General features: G+C 33.2%; 19 protein-coding genes. 13 read left to right on the plus strand and 6 right to left on the minus strand.

Features of this window, described 5'->3' with window-relative positions:
- The first annotated feature begins 73 nt into the window (after positions 1-73).
- Complete coding sequence (locus DK857_RS02040) at positions 74-421, plus strand: hypothetical protein (RefSeq protein WP_109395431.1); 348 nt, start codon at positions 74-76, stop codon at positions 419-421.
- A gap of 70 nt (positions 422-491) precedes the next feature.
- Here the strand turns inward: DK857_RS02040 and DK857_RS02045 are convergent, their stop codons facing one another.
- The 4 genes from DK857_RS02045 to DK857_RS02060 all read right to left on the minus strand — a co-directional run bounded on the left by DK857_RS02045 (position 492) and on the right by DK857_RS02060 (position 4,270).
- Complete coding sequence (locus DK857_RS02045) at positions 492-1,421, minus strand: Dyp-type peroxidase (protein WP_109395430.1); 930 nt, start codon at positions 1,419-1,421, stop codon at positions 492-494.
- 191 nt (positions 1,422-1,612) lie between these two features.
- A complete protein-coding gene (locus DK857_RS02050; protein WP_171455375.1) occupies positions 1,613-2,191 on the minus strand; it encodes a YebB family permuted papain-like enzyme in 579 nt (192 codons plus the stop codon).
- A 226-nt stretch (positions 2,192-2,417) separates the two neighbouring features.
- Positions 2,418-3,242: a VanW family protein gene (locus DK857_RS02055; RefSeq protein WP_167392460.1), complete on the minus strand. Its 825-nt coding sequence runs from the start codon at positions 3,240-3,242 to the stop codon at positions 2,418-2,420.
- A gap of 113 nt (positions 3,243-3,355) precedes the next feature.
- On the minus strand, positions 3,356-4,270 hold the full coding sequence (locus tag DK857_RS02060; RefSeq protein WP_109395429.1) for a LysR family transcriptional regulator: 915 nt from the start codon (positions 4,268-4,270) through the stop codon (positions 3,356-3,358).
- A 109-nt stretch (positions 4,271-4,379) separates the two neighbouring features.
- Between DK857_RS02060 and DK857_RS02065 the strand changes: the two genes are divergently transcribed.
- From DK857_RS02065 to DK857_RS02110, 10 genes are all read left to right on the plus strand, one after another.
- Positions 4,380-5,873 carry an SLC13 family permease gene (locus DK857_RS02065; RefSeq protein WP_109395428.1) on the plus strand — a complete coding sequence of 498 codons (1,494 nt, stop codon included), beginning with the start codon at positions 4,380-4,382 and terminating at the stop codon, positions 5,871-5,873.
- Positions 5,874-5,895: 22 nt separating this feature from the next.
- The gene (locus DK857_RS02070; RefSeq protein ID WP_075674356.1) at positions 5,896-6,501 is read left to right on the plus strand and encodes a histidine phosphatase family protein; all 606 of its coding nucleotides are present in this window, start codon (positions 5,896-5,898) and stop codon (positions 6,499-6,501) included.
- Between the two features lie 585 nt (positions 6,502-7,086).
- Positions 7,087-7,611 carry a fimbrial protein gene (locus DK857_RS02075; protein WP_098942056.1) on the plus strand — a complete coding sequence of 175 codons (525 nt, stop codon included), beginning with the start codon at positions 7,087-7,089 and terminating at the stop codon, positions 7,609-7,611.
- 68 nt (positions 7,612-7,679) lie between these two features.
- Positions 7,680-8,348: a fimbrial biogenesis chaperone gene (locus tag DK857_RS02080; protein ID WP_109401400.1), complete on the plus strand. Its 669-nt coding sequence runs from the start codon at positions 7,680-7,682 to the stop codon at positions 8,346-8,348.
- A 24-nt stretch (positions 8,349-8,372) separates the two neighbouring features.
- Positions 8,373-10,880 carry a fimbria/pilus outer membrane usher protein gene (locus tag DK857_RS02085; protein WP_109401401.1) on the plus strand — a complete coding sequence of 836 codons (2,508 nt, stop codon included), beginning with the start codon at positions 8,373-8,375 and terminating at the stop codon, positions 10,878-10,880.
- Between the two features lie 86 nt (positions 10,881-10,966).
- Positions 10,967-11,488, plus strand: a complete 522-nt coding sequence (locus tag DK857_RS02090) for a fimbrial protein (RefSeq protein ID WP_109395424.1) — start codon at positions 10,967-10,969, stop codon at positions 11,486-11,488.
- A 12-nt stretch (positions 11,489-11,500) separates the two neighbouring features.
- A complete protein-coding gene (locus DK857_RS02095) occupies positions 11,501-11,998 on the plus strand; it encodes a fimbrial protein (RefSeq protein WP_109395423.1) in 498 nt (165 codons plus the stop codon).
- A gap of 21 nt (positions 11,999-12,019) precedes the next feature.
- Positions 12,020-12,313, plus strand: a complete 294-nt coding sequence (locus DK857_RS02100; RefSeq protein WP_109401402.1) for a helix-turn-helix domain-containing protein — start codon at positions 12,020-12,022, stop codon at positions 12,311-12,313.
- Positions 12,294-13,277 carry a fimbrial protein gene (locus DK857_RS02105; protein ID WP_109401403.1) on the plus strand — a complete coding sequence of 328 codons (984 nt, stop codon included), beginning with the start codon at positions 12,294-12,296 and terminating at the stop codon, positions 13,275-13,277. Before DK857_RS02100 ends, DK857_RS02105 begins: the two co-directional genes overlap by 20 nt.
- 48 nt (positions 13,278-13,325) lie before the next feature.
- Positions 13,326-13,628, plus strand: coding sequence for a helix-turn-helix domain-containing protein (locus DK857_RS02110; RefSeq protein WP_109401404.1), 303 nt, complete (start codon positions 13,326-13,328; stop codon positions 13,626-13,628).
- Positions 13,629-13,695: 67 nt separating this feature from the next.
- Here DK857_RS02110 and DK857_RS02115 read toward each other — a convergent pair whose 3' ends face one another.
- On the minus strand, positions 13,696-15,168 hold the full coding sequence (locus tag DK857_RS02115) for an anion permease (protein ID WP_109401405.1): 1,473 nt from the start codon (positions 15,166-15,168) through the stop codon (positions 13,696-13,698).
- A gap of 522 nt (positions 15,169-15,690) precedes the next feature.
- Between DK857_RS02115 and DK857_RS02120 the strand changes: the two genes are divergently transcribed.
- The gene (locus DK857_RS02120) at positions 15,691-16,596 is read left to right on the plus strand and encodes a LysR substrate-binding domain-containing protein (protein ID WP_109401406.1); all 906 of its coding nucleotides are present in this window, start codon (positions 15,691-15,693) and stop codon (positions 16,594-16,596) included.
- 73 nt (positions 16,597-16,669) lie between these two features.
- Here the strand turns inward: DK857_RS02120 and DK857_RS02125 are convergent, their stop codons facing one another.
- The gene (locus tag DK857_RS02125; protein ID WP_109401407.1) at positions 16,670-17,542 is read right to left on the minus strand and encodes a pirin family protein; all 873 of its coding nucleotides are present in this window, start codon (positions 17,540-17,542) and stop codon (positions 16,670-16,672) included.
- A 280-nt stretch (positions 17,543-17,822) separates the two neighbouring features.
- On the opposite strand from DK857_RS02125, the gene DK857_RS02130 reads away from it, so the two are divergent.
- Positions 17,823-18,500 (plus strand): hydrolase, encoded by a 678-nt coding sequence (locus DK857_RS02130; RefSeq protein WP_109395416.1) that lies wholly within the window; start codon positions 17,823-17,825, stop codon positions 18,498-18,500.
- Positions 18,501-18,584 lie beyond the last annotated feature (84 nt).

Here is an 18,584-nt window from a genome sequence, read left to right on the forward strand (position 1 = left end):
TGTTGCGAGATAATTATTAGGTAAAATATTGAAAAATTTATTTTATCTCGTGAGCAAGGAAGAAATAACCCGTATGAAAACTAGAATTCTAAAATTAGCTTTATTAAGTGCATTAGCATTACCGTTAGTGGGATGTGGTGATTCAACACCTAATTGTGATAGCACTGAAGCAAAGAACTTAGTGGTTGATATTACAAAAGATGAATTACGTGATCAAAAAATGGCGGCAGTGATCGATCAAATTAAGATCAAAGTAGAAAGCGTACGTACCCGTGAGCATGATGAAAAGAGAGATACTTATTCATGTGCTGCTGAACTTTCTTTTGAAGGTAAAGGCGGTAAAAACTCTATTCCGATTACTTATACCATTGAAAGTACAGATGACGGCAAAGAGTTTTACGTTAATGTATTTGGTTTGTAGTTGATCCAGAAAAAACCAGAATAGAAAGTAGATATATAAGTAACAAGCCTATATATCTACTTGTAATAAATTACACGAGATCATCCAGAAATTCTGGTGATGGAACAAAGAATAATGTACCAGTTACAGGGGTACTGAATTTAAGTAATTTATCCGTATGGCCCTCAGGTGTACCTGCAAACATATTTTCTAACATACGATTAGTTGTTGAAAAATAACGTGCATAACCAATAAAGTAAGTACCATATTCATTTTTAGATGGATTGGAAAAAGGCATATTGGCTCTGACAATTTTTAAATCTTCGCCGTTCTCATCTTGAATATTGGTGACAACATTGTGTGAACCGGGCTCTTTTTCTTCATCGGTTAATTCCACATCATTGAATTTATGTCTGCCAATGACTTTTTCTTGTTCGATAAGAGGCTGTTTTTCCCATGCTTCCATATCGTGAATATATTTTTGTACAAAGGCGTAACTACCACCTGCAAATTCAGGATCTTCATCACCAATAACGGCATAAGAAGCTCGTTCATCTTCATACTCTGGGTTTTCAGTTCCATCGACAAAACCAATAATAGAGCGCCCATCAAAATATCTAAATCCATGTACTTCATCGACAGGCGTAACAATATTCTTTAGCTTTTGGCTGATGATAGATGCTAATTCGTAACAGGCTGAAACTTTGAGTGCTCGAATATGGAAAAAAAGATCGCCTGGAGTTGAAACCGCGGTATAAGTATCACCTTTAATTTCTTTAAAGGTATTTAGCTCTTTGGGTTTAGGCTGATTGGGAAATAATGTAGTCCATGCATTTGCCCCGAATCCCATTACACAACTTGTTTCCAATTCAGGAAAACGTGTTCTCATACTACGTATCAGGCCAGAAAAATTATTACAAAAATCGATCAGTGTATCGCGGTTTTCAGGTGAATGGGTGAGGTTAAAAACTAAAAAATAAGCATTCTCACAGGGTGATTTCGTAACATCTTGGTATTTCATGGTGATCCCTAAATGACGAATAATAGATGAATAGTAATTAAGTTATATTTACAAAACATTGTTTTTTTAGTTTTACACCAAAAACCTCCCTATTACAAAGAGAGGGTTTGAGTTTTATTCAGATTTTTATCAATAAACATTATCAGAAATGCTATTGTTTTCTCTATTTTTTATAATGCTAATACACTGTATTAATTAATATTCTCATGACTTTGATAAACTAAAGATAGGTGCGGATGTTCCCATAAACTAGCTGGAGTGACAGTAGTTCTTTCCCACGGTATTTGCCCAATAAACCATAATTTCCAAAATTGTAATTTGGCATTAGGATTTTTGCTTAATAACTCTTGGAATGTTTCTATTTCACCTACACGAATAGAGAGTGCTGATTTATAAATATCAAAAACAAATTTAGAGCAAAACTGGCGGGAAGAGTCGTATTTAAAACCTGTGTGGTAAAGCTTATTTAATCTTTCAGGTACTTGTGCAACAAGTGCATTTTTTTGTTCGTCAGAGAGTTGTGTTGATAGCCGGCGTATTGCATAACGTTTGCCCGCAGAGCGGTTAATAAAGCGGGTTAATGTGGTTGTGGTTGAGAGCGGAACTCGGCTTTCGGCAACTAAATAATCCTCACCATTATGACCAATAATAATGCCAACATGATTACTCCAGCATAAAGAAGCTGAGGAAATTTGACGAAATAAAGAGGTACCAATACACGTAAATACGATATCACCAACTTCTAATTTTTGTGGATAATCAATTTTTATCATCATTATATGACCTATTAAATAGAAACATAATCACCATTCTTTGACCATAATAAATAGATAAGGCTTCTATTTGATAACTCAATGATCTCAAGATAAAAAGAACACTCGGATTTAAGGCGTTCTTAATTTTAAGAGAAAAATAATTATTTATTTAGAATAAAAAGATAAAATTAGAATATTAAATTAATATTTTAATTGAGTAATAAATATATATTTAAGTGAATTAACTTAGTTGCTCATTTGAAATATCATATTTCACGACCACACTATTTTCATAAAGTAATTCTGATGTAATTAATTGAGGAAAAGCACCCACATTGTTCTTAGTGTAAATATCTCGCCAAATTTCATTACAGCGATATACATGCTCTCCTTTTTTGATAAAAGAAGAAGATTTCTCATAAATATGATAACGATATTCCCTTGCTTCGCTACAAAGGAGTTCGCCTTCTAACTGATGCTCAGCTACATGTAATCTAATTTGGTAATCATAAGGCGTTGGATTATATAAGACTAAATCGACATAGTTATAAAAAATAGCAGCTCCGGAACCAAAAGGGAGTACTCGGCCTTCATCAGGGAAAGGATCAAAACTATGATTTGCCTTTTCAATCACTTTTAATTCAGAGTGTAGTGCTAACCAATGTATTAAATTACTAGCCTGACAAATTCCACCGCCTACACCTTTTTGTGCTTCGCCATAGGAGAGTTGCATACCATCAATAAAACCTCTTTTATAGCTAGGTTTACCGACTAAATAGCAAAAAGAGAAATACTCACCTGGTTTTATCACTACGCCATCTAACGCTTTTTCGACTAATTTAAGATTCGTTATTTTATTGTATTGTAATTGAATATCACTTTCGCCACGGCGACTAATTAATTTAGATGTATGTTTTAGATAACGGTAAGAAAGTCGTTGTTCTGGCTGAACGTCTTTGCTGTATTTTCGACCTGAAAAGTACCAGCTAAGAGAACGAAATAAACGACGCTGCGCCACTCTCAACGTATAAAGAATAGGGTGATAAGACGAGAGTGTTCTACGCATAAAATCCTTTTAAACAATAGAAAGAAATAAACGCGAGTATGATAACGATTTAATGAGGATATTGATACGCTGATATCCTTAAAATAATAGGGCTAGAAATTTAGCTACTAAATTTATTTATTGATATCTTTCGTTAAAATTTGAGCTTGAGATTGTAAAACAGATAAAAAATTCTTAGTGGCTGGAGAGATATATTTTTCTTTATGGTAAAAGTAACGAATACCTCGGCTAAATTGAATATCATCAAATGCAATTTCACATAGAAGACCAGATTTTAATTCTTGCATGATAGACAAACGAGATAAAATTGAGATCCCTAAACCATGAATAACACCCTGTTTTATTCCTTCTAAGCTATTTATTTCCATCACATTTTTGAGTTCTTTATTATTTTCTTGGATCCTATCTAATAAAAAATCACGAGTAGCAGAGTGCTCGGGTTTGATCAGAAAAACTTCTGATGCAATATCAGAAAATCTACAATGTTTATTTTTTGCCAACCAATGTTCAGGTGAACAAATAAGCACTAAGGGATCGATAAGAAAGGTATCAAGATGATATTCCGTCGGATCTAAATAGATATGATCTGACATGATCAAAAATTCTAATTCTTGGGTATCAAGCTTACGGATAAGTTGGGTTGAACTTGAAATATCCATACTTAATTTCACATCAGGATATTGCTCTCTAAACTGCGCCATAATTTGAGGTAATAGGTAAACGCCAACAAAATGGCTAGCGCCAAACTTAATTTCACCTTTAGAGGGATCATCAAATTGTCGCATATGCTCAGAAGAGGATTTTACCAAATTAATAATCTGAGTTGCGTACTGTTGATAAACCTTACCTTGGGGAGTTAAATAAAGCCGATTATTGATCCTTTCAAACAATGTTGTTTGCAACTCTTCTTCTAGTTTTCTGATTTTAATACTTACACTGGGTTGAGTGCAGAATAGGCGTTCTGCGGTTTCAGTAACATTAAAACCGTTGGCTAGTAGTAAAAAAGCATCAAGTTGGCTTAAATTCATATTAACACCATAAATTATTTTTATAGTTATAATATATTAATACAATTATCTTTATACCTCAATATTTCTATACTGGACTTCCTACCCTACACATTAAGAGGAATCGGTTATGGAAAAGACTGCGAAGCGAGATGACATCGCTAAACCAGCGCCATCATCACCAAAACAAAACGGTAAGAAAATAACCTTAAAAACCATAGGAATACCTTTAGCTTTATTGGTATTGCTCGTTTTATTTTTTATGCCAACACCAGATGGATTAAGTATTGAAGGGCAAAAAGCCATTGCTATTTTTTGTGCTGCGTTAATTTTATGGGTGTGTGGTTCTTTACCCATTTATTTAACCTCAATGCTCGTTATTGTTTTACTTCCAATAACGGGAACTGTCGCAAAAGAGAAAGTGGTTTTCGGTACATTAGGTTATGACGTTATTTGGCTGATGGTTTCAGCATTTGTTTTAACGTCCGCCATGATCAAATCGAATATTGCCAGACGCTTTGCTTTATGGATGATCACCAAATTTGGGCAAACACCCAAAAAAGCGTTATTTGTTCTTATTTTAATTAACTTCAGTTTAGTTTTCTTTGTTCCTTCGACGACTGCACGCGCAACATTAATGGTGCCTATTTGTATGATCTTATTAGAGATACATAAGGCGATCCCAGGAAAAAGCAATTACGGGAAATTAATGATGTTGCAAGGGGTACAGGCTGATGCTTTAGCAACATCCGGTGTTATGACAGGAACTGCTGCCAATATAATTGCGGTTGGATTTATTAATTCACAAGCTGGCGGTTCTATTGGTTATATGGATTGGCTAATTGCTTCTTTCCCATTGGCAATTGTTGGCATGACTATCTCCTTTTTTATTGGATTAAAATTATTTTCCTTCAAAGGTGAGGTGGATTTTGAAGGTTCACTGGGAAAATTAAAACAAGAACGCTCTCAGCTTGGTGCGCTTACTAAGAATGAGAAAAAAGCCATGTATATCTTTTTAATGGCGGTGTTCTTATGGGCAACAGAAAGCTATCACCAGGATATGTTTGGCTTCAAGATTAGCGTTTATATGACCGCTGTTATTGCTGCCATTCTTTGCCTGATGCCTCGTATTGGTTTATTAACGTGGAATGAAGCCAATATCAAATGGGATCTAATGATATTTGCAGCAGGTGCTTATGCGGCTGGTAACACCTTAGAATCTACAGAAGGAGCACAATGGCTAATTGGTAAAATGGTTTATGGGCTTGGGCTAGAAAATATGAGCACTACAATGGTTTATATTGTGGTTGTCTTTATCTGCATGTATAGCCATTTAATTTTTACCAGTAAAACAGTAAAAACAACCATCTTAATTCCAGCCATTATTGCACTTGCTAAAACATTGGGCATGGATCCGGTTACATTGGCATTAGCTGCGTCATTTACACTGACTTATACCATTACCTTACCACCACATTCGAAAGTAAATACTATCTATTTCTCAAGCGGCTACTTTAGTGTGTTAGAGCAAATGAAATATGGATTAATTACTTGTTTTGTTGGTGCATCGGTAATTTCTATTGCGATATTTACTTGGTTCCAAATTCTTGGATATGGTCTTTAAACCATTAAATTAAGGAATAATAATGAGACTAATTTTATTAAGACATGGTGAAACCTTATGGAATATGGAATCACGTTTACAAGGACATGCTAATTCTTGTTTATCACCAAAAGGAATTAATCAAGCAATGGCGATAAAAGAGAGTATTAAATTGTTATCACCTGCAAGGATTATTACGTCAGATTTAGGGCGAACAGTACAAACTGCAGAAATTGTTGGTCATCCTGAAGCAGTTAAAGAGCCATTATTACGTGAGTTAAATATGGGAGAGTGGACGGGACAACGAAAGCCAGAACTCATAAGACACCATGCAGATAAATACAAAAATTGGCGAGCAGGAACATATACGCCACCTAAAGGCGAAAATTGGTTTGATTTTTGCGATCGCATTGGTGCGGCATTACAAGGATGGGTGCATAAAGAAGATAGCGATTTATTAGCGGTTGTGCATAGTGGTGTTATTCGTGCCGCCTGCAAAGTATTCTTAAATTTGTCGCCTGAGTTTTTATTACCTGCAACACCGGGCACAATAACGATATTTAATTTTGATCTTAATTCTGACAAAGCACCAAAATTAGAAGCCTATAATATTGGCTCTTATATGCCAGACAAGAATGTCGCTGATTAAGATTAATAAGTAGTGGTTTTTAAATTAATCGTAGTAAATTAATGTATATAATTATCTAAAAAATACTCCGATATTAAATCAGAGCAAGGGAAACCTTGCTCTTTTTTTGTCTATAAAAAAATCATATTTTTTATAAATAATATTTTTATTCAATTTGTAACTGATAGGTTAAGACTAAATTTGTTCAAAAATAACACGTTAAGAAGTTATTTTAATCAAATGGAATAAAAAGTAGCTTTTATTATTAAGAGGAAATAATGCTTTTTTTCATTCACACCATATGCGTTATAAAATAAAATAAAAAATTATTTATTAATGAAAAATAGTATTTAAATTTTATTTTGATTTAACAATGTTGTATCAATATATGAAAATTTAAAATAATTAAAAATAAACTTCATTGATTAACTAATAAAGAGTCCTCTTGGTTTTAAATCCTGATTTAAATAAAAATTATGAATATTATACCGCTATAACCAAAACTTGTTTATTGTAAAAAACAATTAGATAATACTCACATACTGAGTTAATTAAGTATTTTTTAATTAATTTGGTTTTATTAATAAAAATTAATCGGAGAAAAAAATGAGAAAAAATTTACTTGCAACATTAATTGCTGCAACGACTATCTTTGTCACTAATAATGCGTTAGCAGCGGATGGTACTATTGATTTTACAGGGGAAATTATAGATAACGCATGTGAATTAGCGGCGGGTTCTGATGCTTTAAAAGTTAATTTAGGTACCGTCTCTAAAAAAGCATTACCAAGTACAGGAAGTACTGCTGCAGCGACAAAATTCACAATTAAATTAATTAATTGTCCTAAAACAGTGACCACTGCATCTGTTAAATTTGACGCAGATTCATATGTAGGTGATGACAGTGTTATTGCCCTGAAAAAAGAGTCGGGTGTAGCAACTGGAGTGGGTATTCAAATTACGGATGATGCAAATGTTGTAGTACCTTTGTTTACAGCATCTAAAGCCTATCCATTAAAAGAAAATATTGAAAATAATTTAGATTTTAGAGCTCGTTATATTGCTAAAACAGATTCTGTTACTGCGGGTTTAGCAAATGGTAATGCAACATTTACTATTAACTATAACTAAATAAGATTAAATATAAATTAAGGTTTAAAAGGACTTGAACCTTATTATAAAAATACAGTGGTGATAATATGAAGTCTATTATTGTCTTTTTAATTTCTATTCTTTTTTTTATTAATCAATCTTCTGCTGGTGTTATTATTGGCGGAACTAGAGTTATTTATACAGAAGGGAATAAAAACGTTAGTATTAATGTTGAAAATCCAGATAAAATCCCCTATTTGATCCAGTCTTGGATAGATGATGTTAATGAAAATAAACAGTCAAAATTTACTATTACTCCACCTTTATTTAGATTAAATCCAGATAAGGCGAATACGCTGAGGATTTTTTTAACTGAAGGGAATTTGCCTAATGATAAAGAGTCTCTATTTTGGCTAAATATAAAAACAATACCTGCTACAGAAAAAACAGAAAATTCATTGCAGATTGCTTTTAAGACTCAAATGAAATTAATTTACCGACCTGAAAATTTAAAAAAAGTGAATTTTGAGGAAGAGCAGAAAAAATTAATATGGTCAAAAGTTGGAAATAAAATCAGTGTGAATAATCCAACACCCTATTATTTTAATTTCCAGATGATTAATTTTAATGGGAAGTCAGTAAATGATGTTTCTTATGTTGAACCTTTTTCAAAAAAATCATTTGATATAAATGATAGTAATGAACATGGCACGATAAGCTGGGAAGTTATTAATGACTATGGTGCTAGCGTAAATTTATCAGAAGTTAAAATATAATAAATTATAAATTTAGGTTTTAATATGAAAATTAGCAAGATATGTATTAGCCTAATTTTATATTTGGGCTATACGGCTTTATTATATGCGGAAAACGACAAATCAGATAATATCTATTTTGATCCTGATTTCCTTGAGTCATCGGATAAAGAGAGCATCGATTTATCTCCTTTCGAAAATAACCAGCAATTAGCGGGAAATTATTACGTTGATGTCTATGTAAATACTAATTTGATCCTAACTAAAAATATTAGATTTGAAAAAAATAAAGACAATCAACTTATTCCATGTTTATCAATTGATGATCTTAATGATTTTGGTGTTAAAACAAAGGATTACCCAAAGCTATATACAATGGCTGATAGCTGTGTGAATTTATCTGCGATACCTGATGCTAAAAATGAATTAGAGTTTGATTCTCAAAGATTATATTTGAGTATTCCTCAAATTGCTTTATCTAAGTATCCGCGAGGGTATTTAGATTTAAATAAGATAGATAATGGTATCACTGCACTTTTACTTAATTATAGTTACAGTGGGTCGAAAAATTACGATCGTAAAGATAATAACTCAAGTGAAACATCTCATTATATAAATTTAAGACCTGGGTTGAACTTTGGACCGTGGCGATTGCGTAATTATACCACCTGGTCAAATTCAGATAATCAATCAGGAAAGTGGAATACTGTTTATACTTATTTATCGCGTAATATAAATAAGATAAAAAGCCAATTAATGTTAGGTGATGGTGTTTCTCCGTCTGCTATTTTTGATAGTGTGCCATTTAGAGGTGCTCAATTATCAACAGATGATGATATGTATCCAGAAAGTTTAAGAGGTTATGCTCCAGTTATTAGAGGTATTGCGCGCAGTAATGCCCAAATTACTATTAAGCAAAATGGATATATTATTTATCAGACAGAAGTCGCCGCAGGACCTTTTGAGATTAATGATTTATATCCCACAGGGAGTAGTGGGGATTTATACGTCACAATAAAAGAATCTAATGGGAGTGAACAGCATCAAATCGTACCATTTGCTTCTTTGCCTGTTTTGCAGCGTGAAGGCTATTTATCTTATAGTGTGACGGGAGGTGAATATCGCTCTTATGATAAGAATGTGGATAAAACTAAGTTTGGGCAATTTACATTAATTTATGGCCTACCTTATGGAGTGACAACTTATGGTGGTAGCCAATTAAGCCAAGACTATCAATCTTATTCTTTAGGTGCAGGAAAAAACTTAGGTGTTTTTGGTGCAATTTCTGTCGATATCACACATGCAAACTCAACCTTTAATAATGGTACTAAGCAACAAGGTCAATCTTATCGTTTTAGATATAATAAAAATCTGAATAATATAGGAACTAATATAGCATTAGCAGGTTATCGTTATTCTACAAACGGCTTTTATAGCTTATCAGAAGTCTTTGATAGTTTCCGACGTACTAATTATATTCCTGAAGTTGAACGTCGTCGTAATCGTGCTGAAATTACGATTAACCAAAATCTAGGTGAAGGGAATGGTTCTTTAGCAATTGGCTATATAAAAGAAGATTATTGGAATAGTAATAAAAAGACACAGTCTGCTACGTTAGGTTATAACAATAGTTGGCAAGGGATCAGCTATGGAATGAATTATACTTATAATAAGAATACAAATCGTTACTCTTATATTTCAGGCGAGAAAACACAAAGTGAAAACGAACATTTATTTGCATTTTCGGTGAGTGTGCCTTTTAGTGTTTTTGACGATACTTTTTATTATAACTTTAATACAAATAGTAGTAGTAATAATGCAAGTACTGGAAGTGTCGGAATTTCTGCATCTCAACTCAATAATAGATTAAATTGGAGTGCACAACAGGGATTTACCAATCAAGATCAAGGATCTTCTGGAAATATCAATGCATCCTATAAAGGTCAACTAGGTGATATTACGGGGGGATATAGTTATAGCAAAGACAACCATAATCTTTATTATGGGGTCAATGGTAGCGTAGTTGCTCACTCTGGAGGAATAGTCATTGGACAACAACTGGGTGAAACGTCTGCAATTGTTGATATTCCTAATGCAGGTGATGTTGCGATACTAAACCAAGCGGGTGTCAAAACTAATAGTATGGGTTATGCATTAGTGCCTTATGTTACACCGTATCGCAAGAATACCTTAGAAATTGATACATTAATGCTGCCTGAAAATACAGAAATGGAATTGACTAGCCAAACGGTTTCGCCTAGTCGAGGTGCTTTAGTCAAAGCTGATTTTTCTGCTAACGTGGGTTATCGCGTATTGATGACGATTAATCTTGCAAATAAAAAACCAGTTCCATTTGGTGCTCAAGTTATTTTTAAAGATAACAGCCAATTGAATAGTATTGTTGGTAATGATGGAGAGGTTTATTTATCGGGGTTAGAGCAACGCGGAAACTTAACTATTAAATACAACAATGAAACATGTCATGTAAATTATGATTTATCAGGTGTTCTTGATTATTTAGGACTCTATAAAATCAGTGTGACTTGTCAGTAGTAAATTTAAATAGCATTAAATTTAATATATTAAACCCAGTTATTTCTTTTATAGCTGTCGATATTTGCTACGCGTAGGAAAGTGAAATGACTATATTAATAAGATTTTTTATTTTAATAACCAGTGTAATAATAAGTTTTCCTTTACTCGCAGGGAATACGGTTACTGTTAATTTTTCTGGAAATATTAGAGCAGCAACTTGTAATATTTCTGGAGGAAATAATATTAATATTGATTTAAAGGAAATGCCTGCAAATTTATTTAAGACAACAAATTCGAGTTCGGTGTGGAATAATTTTACGATTAAATTAATTGATTGTTCACCCACAATAAATCAAGTAAAGCTAACATTTACTGGTACACCAGATAATGCTGATGTCAATAATTTATATAAAAATGAAGGAACTGCAAAGAATATTGCTGTGCAATTGCAGAATGAAAATAGTAATGGATTAATACCATTAGGTAATCAAAAATCACTGTATATCGCGGTTAATGGTCAGTCATCAGTGAATATTCCTTTAAGAACACGGGCATTTAGTAAGCTTGGAAATGCCACTCCAGGTACGGTATCTGCAAAAATTACAGCAACCATAGTCTATAGGTAGAGGCAGAATATTATGTATAAAATCATACCATTATCCCTATTATTTTTATGTTCTCCTTTTGCAGTAGCAAGTGTTGTTAATATTAATGTTTATGGCTCTGTGATTGCATCACCTTGTGAATTAGAAACAAAAAATTATTTAATTGATCTTAACAAAATAAATATTAGAAATATTAAAAATAATCAAAAATCAGATTGGGTTGATTTTTCTATAAGGTTGAAAAATTGCCCAATAACAACGAATAAAGTCACAATGACCTTAAAAGGAACTGTTGATCCTAATTATCCAGAATATTTTATTAATAGTGGTACAGCAAAAAACACGGCATTAAATATTGCGACTCAATTAAATAAAAACATTATAAAAAACAATGAAAAATTAATAGTGAACATTAATCAGCAGACACACAATGCTGAATTTCCTTTATCGGCAAGAATTATAGGTTATGGAAGTAATATCACTGTGGGTTCATTTAAAAGTCATCTTGAACTTACACTTCTTTATAATTAACGAATAATAAAGGAAATAAAAATGAGTCATATTTATCCTGCCTCAAAAATGATTGGAAAAAAAATAGCTTATTATAGAGTTATGAATGGGTACACTTTAAGTGAGCTGGCGGAAATAATTGGTATCAGTCAACAACAGCAATCAAGATATGAACGAGGTATTAATAGAGTTAGTTTGGATAGACTTTATCAATATGCTCGTGCTTTTGATATTTGTTTAAGCCAATTTTTTATTTTAGATGAAGAAGAACAAAAAGAGATGAAAACTAAAATAATAGATAAATTAGGAGATAAAAATGCGCCATATAAGCATTAAGTCTATTTTTTTATTAAGTGGGAGCTTATTTTATTCTACATATGCTTTTTCCGCTTGTATTCAAAACCCGAATCTAAGAAATATTAGAGTGGATATACCGAATAGAGTTTATTCAATTCAATATGATGATATGGGGACACGTGTATTAGATGAATTTCGTATAAATTATAAAAATGGACCTATAAATACATTTTCTGGTAACGATGGAAAATGTGGTAATTCAATAATAGTAGGTACTTATATTAATGGTTGGGTACCTAATGCTAATAAAATAGTGCAGACCAATATTCCGGGTATTGGTATACAAGTTAAACTACATGAATTAGGATTATTAAATTTAACTCACAATAATATAATAGATCCATCAAATAATCATTATACAATAATAAATCCATACTGGACTGTTAAAATATTAAAAACAGGTAGAGTTACTGAATCAGGAAGTGTAAATTGGGGAATGCTGGCTAAAGTTGTACAAAATAACACATTACCTAGAAATAGTACTTGGAATATATCATCATTATATTTACCGTTAAATGCAATAAGAGTAAATTCCTTAAAATGTACAACTAAATCATCGAGTTATAATGTTAATATGGGCACTTGGTATGATACCCAATTTAAAAATATTGGCGATGTAAGTAAAAATATTGATATTCCTATTACGCTAAGTTGTGCTGCAGGAACTAATATTAAAGCCACTGTAACGAGTAGTGCTGGATATATTGATATAAATACAGGTAAATTAAAGTTATCGGGTACAAATGCAGCAACAGGAATTGGGATTCAGTTATTAGATAAAAATAATAATCCTATTAAATTAAATACTAAAAATAGTTTGCAAAATCAGGTTGCATCTGGCGATTATATTTTTGGTTGGAAAGCGCGCTATATAAAAACAGGAAGCACTATAACACCAGGAAGTGCTAACTCAATTGCTACGGTAAATATTTTGTATGAATAATTAATGAGTGTGTTTTTGATATTATCAATTTTATTTTTTGGAGATGTTATGAATAAAAAAATATCAAGATTAGTTGGCGCTAAAATTAGAGAATTAAGAATAACACACAGTATGAGTGGCAGTGAGTTTGGTGCTTTATTGGGAATAAGCCAGCAACATCAATCTCGTTTTGAAAATGGTGAGTCAAACATCCATGCAGAAAGTATTTATATATTATCCTATCTTTTTGATGTCGATTTAAATTACTTTTTTGATGGCGTTCAACATACCGTTGAGAAAGACAAAATAGAGAATAAAAAAAGTCATTATCAATCAGAGTCAATTATTGTAAGTAACGATATCTGGCGTTAACTTTATAAGATGCCTAACAATAAGCTAGGCATCTTGTATTTGTTTTATTTAAGGCTATTTTTAAACCTTACCAATATCCCAGTACTTTCCACCATATGCTACCAAGGGTTATCCAAACGATAAGGTTAACTACACTCATCACGAATCCTGTTTTCCACCATTCGCCCAATGTGGCGTAACCTGAACCAAAAATAATGGGAGCAGTACCTGTACCATAATGGGTTAATGACATCATTAATGAAGATGAGAATGCTAAAATAAGCCCTAATAACATTGGTGGTGCGCCAAGGGCTAAGCCTGCGGCATAGAAAGCGGCAAACATTGCAGTAATATGGGCGGTAGTACTGGCAAAGAAATAGTGAGAATAAACATAAATTAGTACCAGTAATATCATGCCACTGACCCAACTTATTCCCATGCTATCAATACTTGCCCCTACACTGAGTGACAACCATTTAATTAGTCCTAATTTTCCTAAGAAGGATGCCATCATTACTAATGCAGAGAACCAAACTACGGTATCCCATGCACCTTTATTTTTTAAAATATCATCCCAATTTAAAACGCCTGTACATAATAAAATAGATAAGCCAATAAATGCCGCAGTCGTCGCATTAACGCTAAATCCATCACCAAATAACAATGCAGGAACACCAGCCCACATAATTAATAATAAGGCGAAGACGGCAAGCGTTATTTTTTCAGGTAATGAAATAGGCCCTAGTTGTGCTAAACGCTCTTTAGCGAAATGAGGTGCATTAGGAGTGCTGGTTATTTCAGGTTTATAAAGTAGATAGATAACAATAGGCATTAAAATTAATGAAACGATAGCGGGTACAAAAGCCGCAATTGCCCACATCGACCAACTAAGCTCATGTGTGGGATCTGTTTCACTAATAATTAAACTGACAATGAGTGGGTTGGGAGCCGTTGCTGTAATAAACATGGCAGAAGTAATAGGATTTATATTGTAGTTCACCAAAGAGAGATAACGACCTATTTTACCACTTGTGCCATCTTCTGCTTTAGAGTTAAAACTGTCTGATATTGAACGCATAATCGGGTGAATAATTCCACCACCACGCGCGGTATTACTTGGTGTTACTGGGGCTAATATTGTTTCAGCAATAGCCAATGAATAGGCTATTCCAATGGTTTTTTTGCCAAATAGTGAAATAAAATAATAACCAATTCGAGCACCGAGTCCGGTCTTGTTTAGACTCATTGATACCATAATGGAAATACCAATTAACCAGATAAGGTCATTGGAAAATCCACTTAATGCATCACCGATAGCAGCTTTGGTTGAGTTAGGGTTAGTGACCCCTGTAACAGCGACTAATGCGATAGCAATAATAGAAACAGCACCGATAGGGAGAGCTTTACCAATAATAGCGGCGATAGTACCAACAAAGAGTGCTAATAAGTGCCAAGCATTGGGATCAACACCTTGTGGTACGGGAATAAGAAACCAGATAATAAGGGTAATAGAAACGGCGATTAATGTAGGTATGGGTCGTAATGGAGTTAATTCGTTCATTAGGTTATTCCATTAGGTTGCAGGTTAAATAAATAATCGGAAGTAAAAAGTAAAACTAATAAGTATTTTTATTAAGGATGATCTTATTAACATATTATTAAATATTCATTGATTAATGTCATAAAAATAAAATTATTTATTAACTTGTTTTTAAAATAAGTTTTTTTATGTAACTTGATGTTATTAATATGCAAAGTGATTATCTATCTTTATGTTTTATAATAAATTTTACTAAATCAATCAAAGTTTAATAATAAAAACAAATTTCAGTGATAGGTGGTAATAAAATTAAATTATGGTATGTGAATTAATTCAATGTCACATTTGTAATATTAATTTAATTGGTTTTTTTTGAATTATGATATTATCTTAGATCGCCTTTATTTTATTAACCTATGTGATTATAATGTTATTAACAAAAGTTGAATAATGGAAAATAGTAATTACAATTATTTTCTCCATAACATCAATAACTGAAACAATTCAGCTTAATATGTAAAATAACCTAATGGGTGATACACAATGAAGTATGATTTAAATGACCTCTACTATTTTGTGAAAGTCGTTGAGTTTGGTGGTTTCTCTCAAGCGGCTGAAACATTAGGAATACCTAAATCTAAGCTGAGTCGCCGTATTGCTGATTTAGAACAAAAGCTCAATGTTTCTTTAATATATCGTTCTACGCGACAATTTCATGTCACCAAAATTGGGCAAACTTTTTATCAACAATGTAAAAATGTGGTTGCAGAAGCTGAGATTGCGGAAGAGGTTATTTGTTCAGCACAAGGGCATCCTCATGGCACAATTAAACTCTCATGTCCTGTCGCATTATTACAAATATATATTCAAGATATTTTGGTCGATTTTATGGAAAAATATCCGGATATTAATATTCAGATATTAGCTATTAATCGCCCAGTTGATGTGATTAGTGAAGGCCTTGATCTTGCATTACGAGTCAGAGCATTGCCGCTAGATGATTCAGGTTTAACAATGAAAATTCTAGGTTATTCTCGGCGAGTATTAGTTGCTAGCCCATTGTTATTTCAAGGGAGAGAGATCCCAAATTCCCCCGAACAACTTACAGATTATCCCATTTTGGCAAATAGCGAACATTCCCAGCATTATACACTCACACTCACTCATGAAGATGGTGCGGTTTCTACACAACATGTTACGCCTAAATTAGCCACAACCGATGTTTTGACTCTTTATAAAGCAACATTAAAGGGATTGGGAATAACAAGATTGCCCTTGAGTGTGGTTGAAAAAGAGTTACAAGATGGCAAGTTAATTGAGGTATTGCCATCTTGGCGCTTTCCTAAAGATGTGGTTCATGCTGTTTATCCATCAAGAAAAGGGCTATTACCTGCAATCCAAGTCTTGTTGGAATACCTTGCTGATAATATGTCACCAATGAAAGAGTAAAATTGATATAAAAACGGCTCCGAATAGAATAGGGAGCCGTTTGATTTCATTGTTTTTGTATAAAATAAAAACGTTATTCGTTAGGTATACGACCAAATTTACCTTGGTTAAAATCATCAATGGCTTGTCTGATTTGTGCTTCGCTATTCATTACAAAAGGGCCATAACCTACAACAGGTTCATTAATAGGCTCACCACTGAGATATAAGATAACAGCATCTTCAATAGCTTCAAGATTAACAGAGCCTCCTTCATTATCTAAAATAACCAAATCGCCAGTTTGTAATTGGGTTTGATTATCAAGATAAACACTGCCATGTAAAACCACTAAACCAACATAACGATCTTTTTTCGTTAGTAATGTGGTCGATTTTGCACTCTTTAATTGAATATCCCATACATCAACAGGCGAAAAGGTTTTTGCTGCGCCTTTCGTATCGTGATAATGCCCTGCAATAACGCGAAGCTGCCCTGCATTATCAGATAAAGGCAATACAGGGATCGCACTTTCTTTCAGTAATTGATAACCAGCAGGTGCTGATTTGGCATCTGATGGGAGATTAACCCATAATTGCACCATATCTAATACACCACCTTCTTTGGTAAAAGCATCAGAATGGTATTCTTGATGCAAAATACCCGATGCCGCAGTCATCCATTGGACATCTCCGGGACCAATAACACCGCCTTCACCCGTTGAATCATGATGTGCAACTTCACCTTTATAAACGATAGTGACCGTTTCAAATCCTCGATGAGGGTGTTCCCCGACACCACGATTATGTCCTTGAGATGCAGGAAAATCAGTAGGCCCTGCTCTATCTAAAAGTAAAAATGGGTTTAAATATTTACCATGATTACCATAACTAAAGAGTGAGCGAACATGAAAACCATCGCCAACCCAATGTTGACGAGGTGCTTTATAAATACCTATGATCTTTTTCATAAAATGTTCCTATAAAATTTCTATAGGGCTTATTTTAGAGCGGCTAATATATTTAAGTAGTGCCAAAAATAGATTTCATCATCCTAAAAATAGGACAATAATAAAATGTTTCAGTGTTCTATTTTTAGAATAGTGTTTATCAGAATTGCTACTACCGAGCTTTTAATTAATTGATTATTGTTTATTACAACGAAAGAGAAACGATATGAAGATATTTTTTTCTAATATTGTTCTTCAATCATGTTAATGATCAACTTTATTAATTAAAAGGAATAAATAAATGAGCACTCCAGCAAATTTTAATGGTCAACGCCCTGTAATTAATCCAGAAGATGCGGTTATGTTATTAATTGATCATCAAAGTGGTTTATTCCAAACAGTGGGTGATATGCCAATGACTGAATTACGAGCTCGTGCTTCAGTATTAGCAAAAATAGCAACATTAGCTAACATGCCTGTTATTACAACGGCTTCTGTACCACAAGGTCCTAATGGTCCATTAATTCCTGAAATTCATCAAAATGCTCCTCACGCAAAATATATTGCACGTAAAGGTGAAATTAATGCTTGGGATAATCCTGAGTTTGTTGAAGCCGTTAAAGCCACAGGTAAAAAGCAATTAATTATTGCGGGTACTATTACGAGTGTTTGTATGGCATTCCCTGCAATTAGTGCCGTTGCTGAGGGTTATCAAGTATTTGCAGTGATTGATGCATCAGGTACTTACAGTAAAATGGCGGAAGAAATTACCTTGGCTCGTATTGTTCAAGCTGGCGTAGTACCGATGGATACCGCAGCAGTTGCTTCTGAAATTCAAAAAACATGGAACCGTGCTGATGCAGCAGAATGGGCGCAAGCATATACCCAGATTTTCCCTGCTTATCAGTTATTAATTGAAAGTTATAGCAAAGCTCAAGATGTATTAAAAAATAACGAAGTTTTGGATTCTCAGCGTTAATTAATTTTCAACTCTCTTTGTAATTTATATTTTCTGTGTTTAAAAACGCCTATAAAGTTTTTTCTTTATGGGCATTCTTTTATA

The organism is Proteus terrae (assembly GCF_003144325.1).
Taxonomy (GTDB): Bacteria; Pseudomonadota; Gammaproteobacteria; order Enterobacterales; family Enterobacteriaceae; genus Proteus; species Proteus terrae.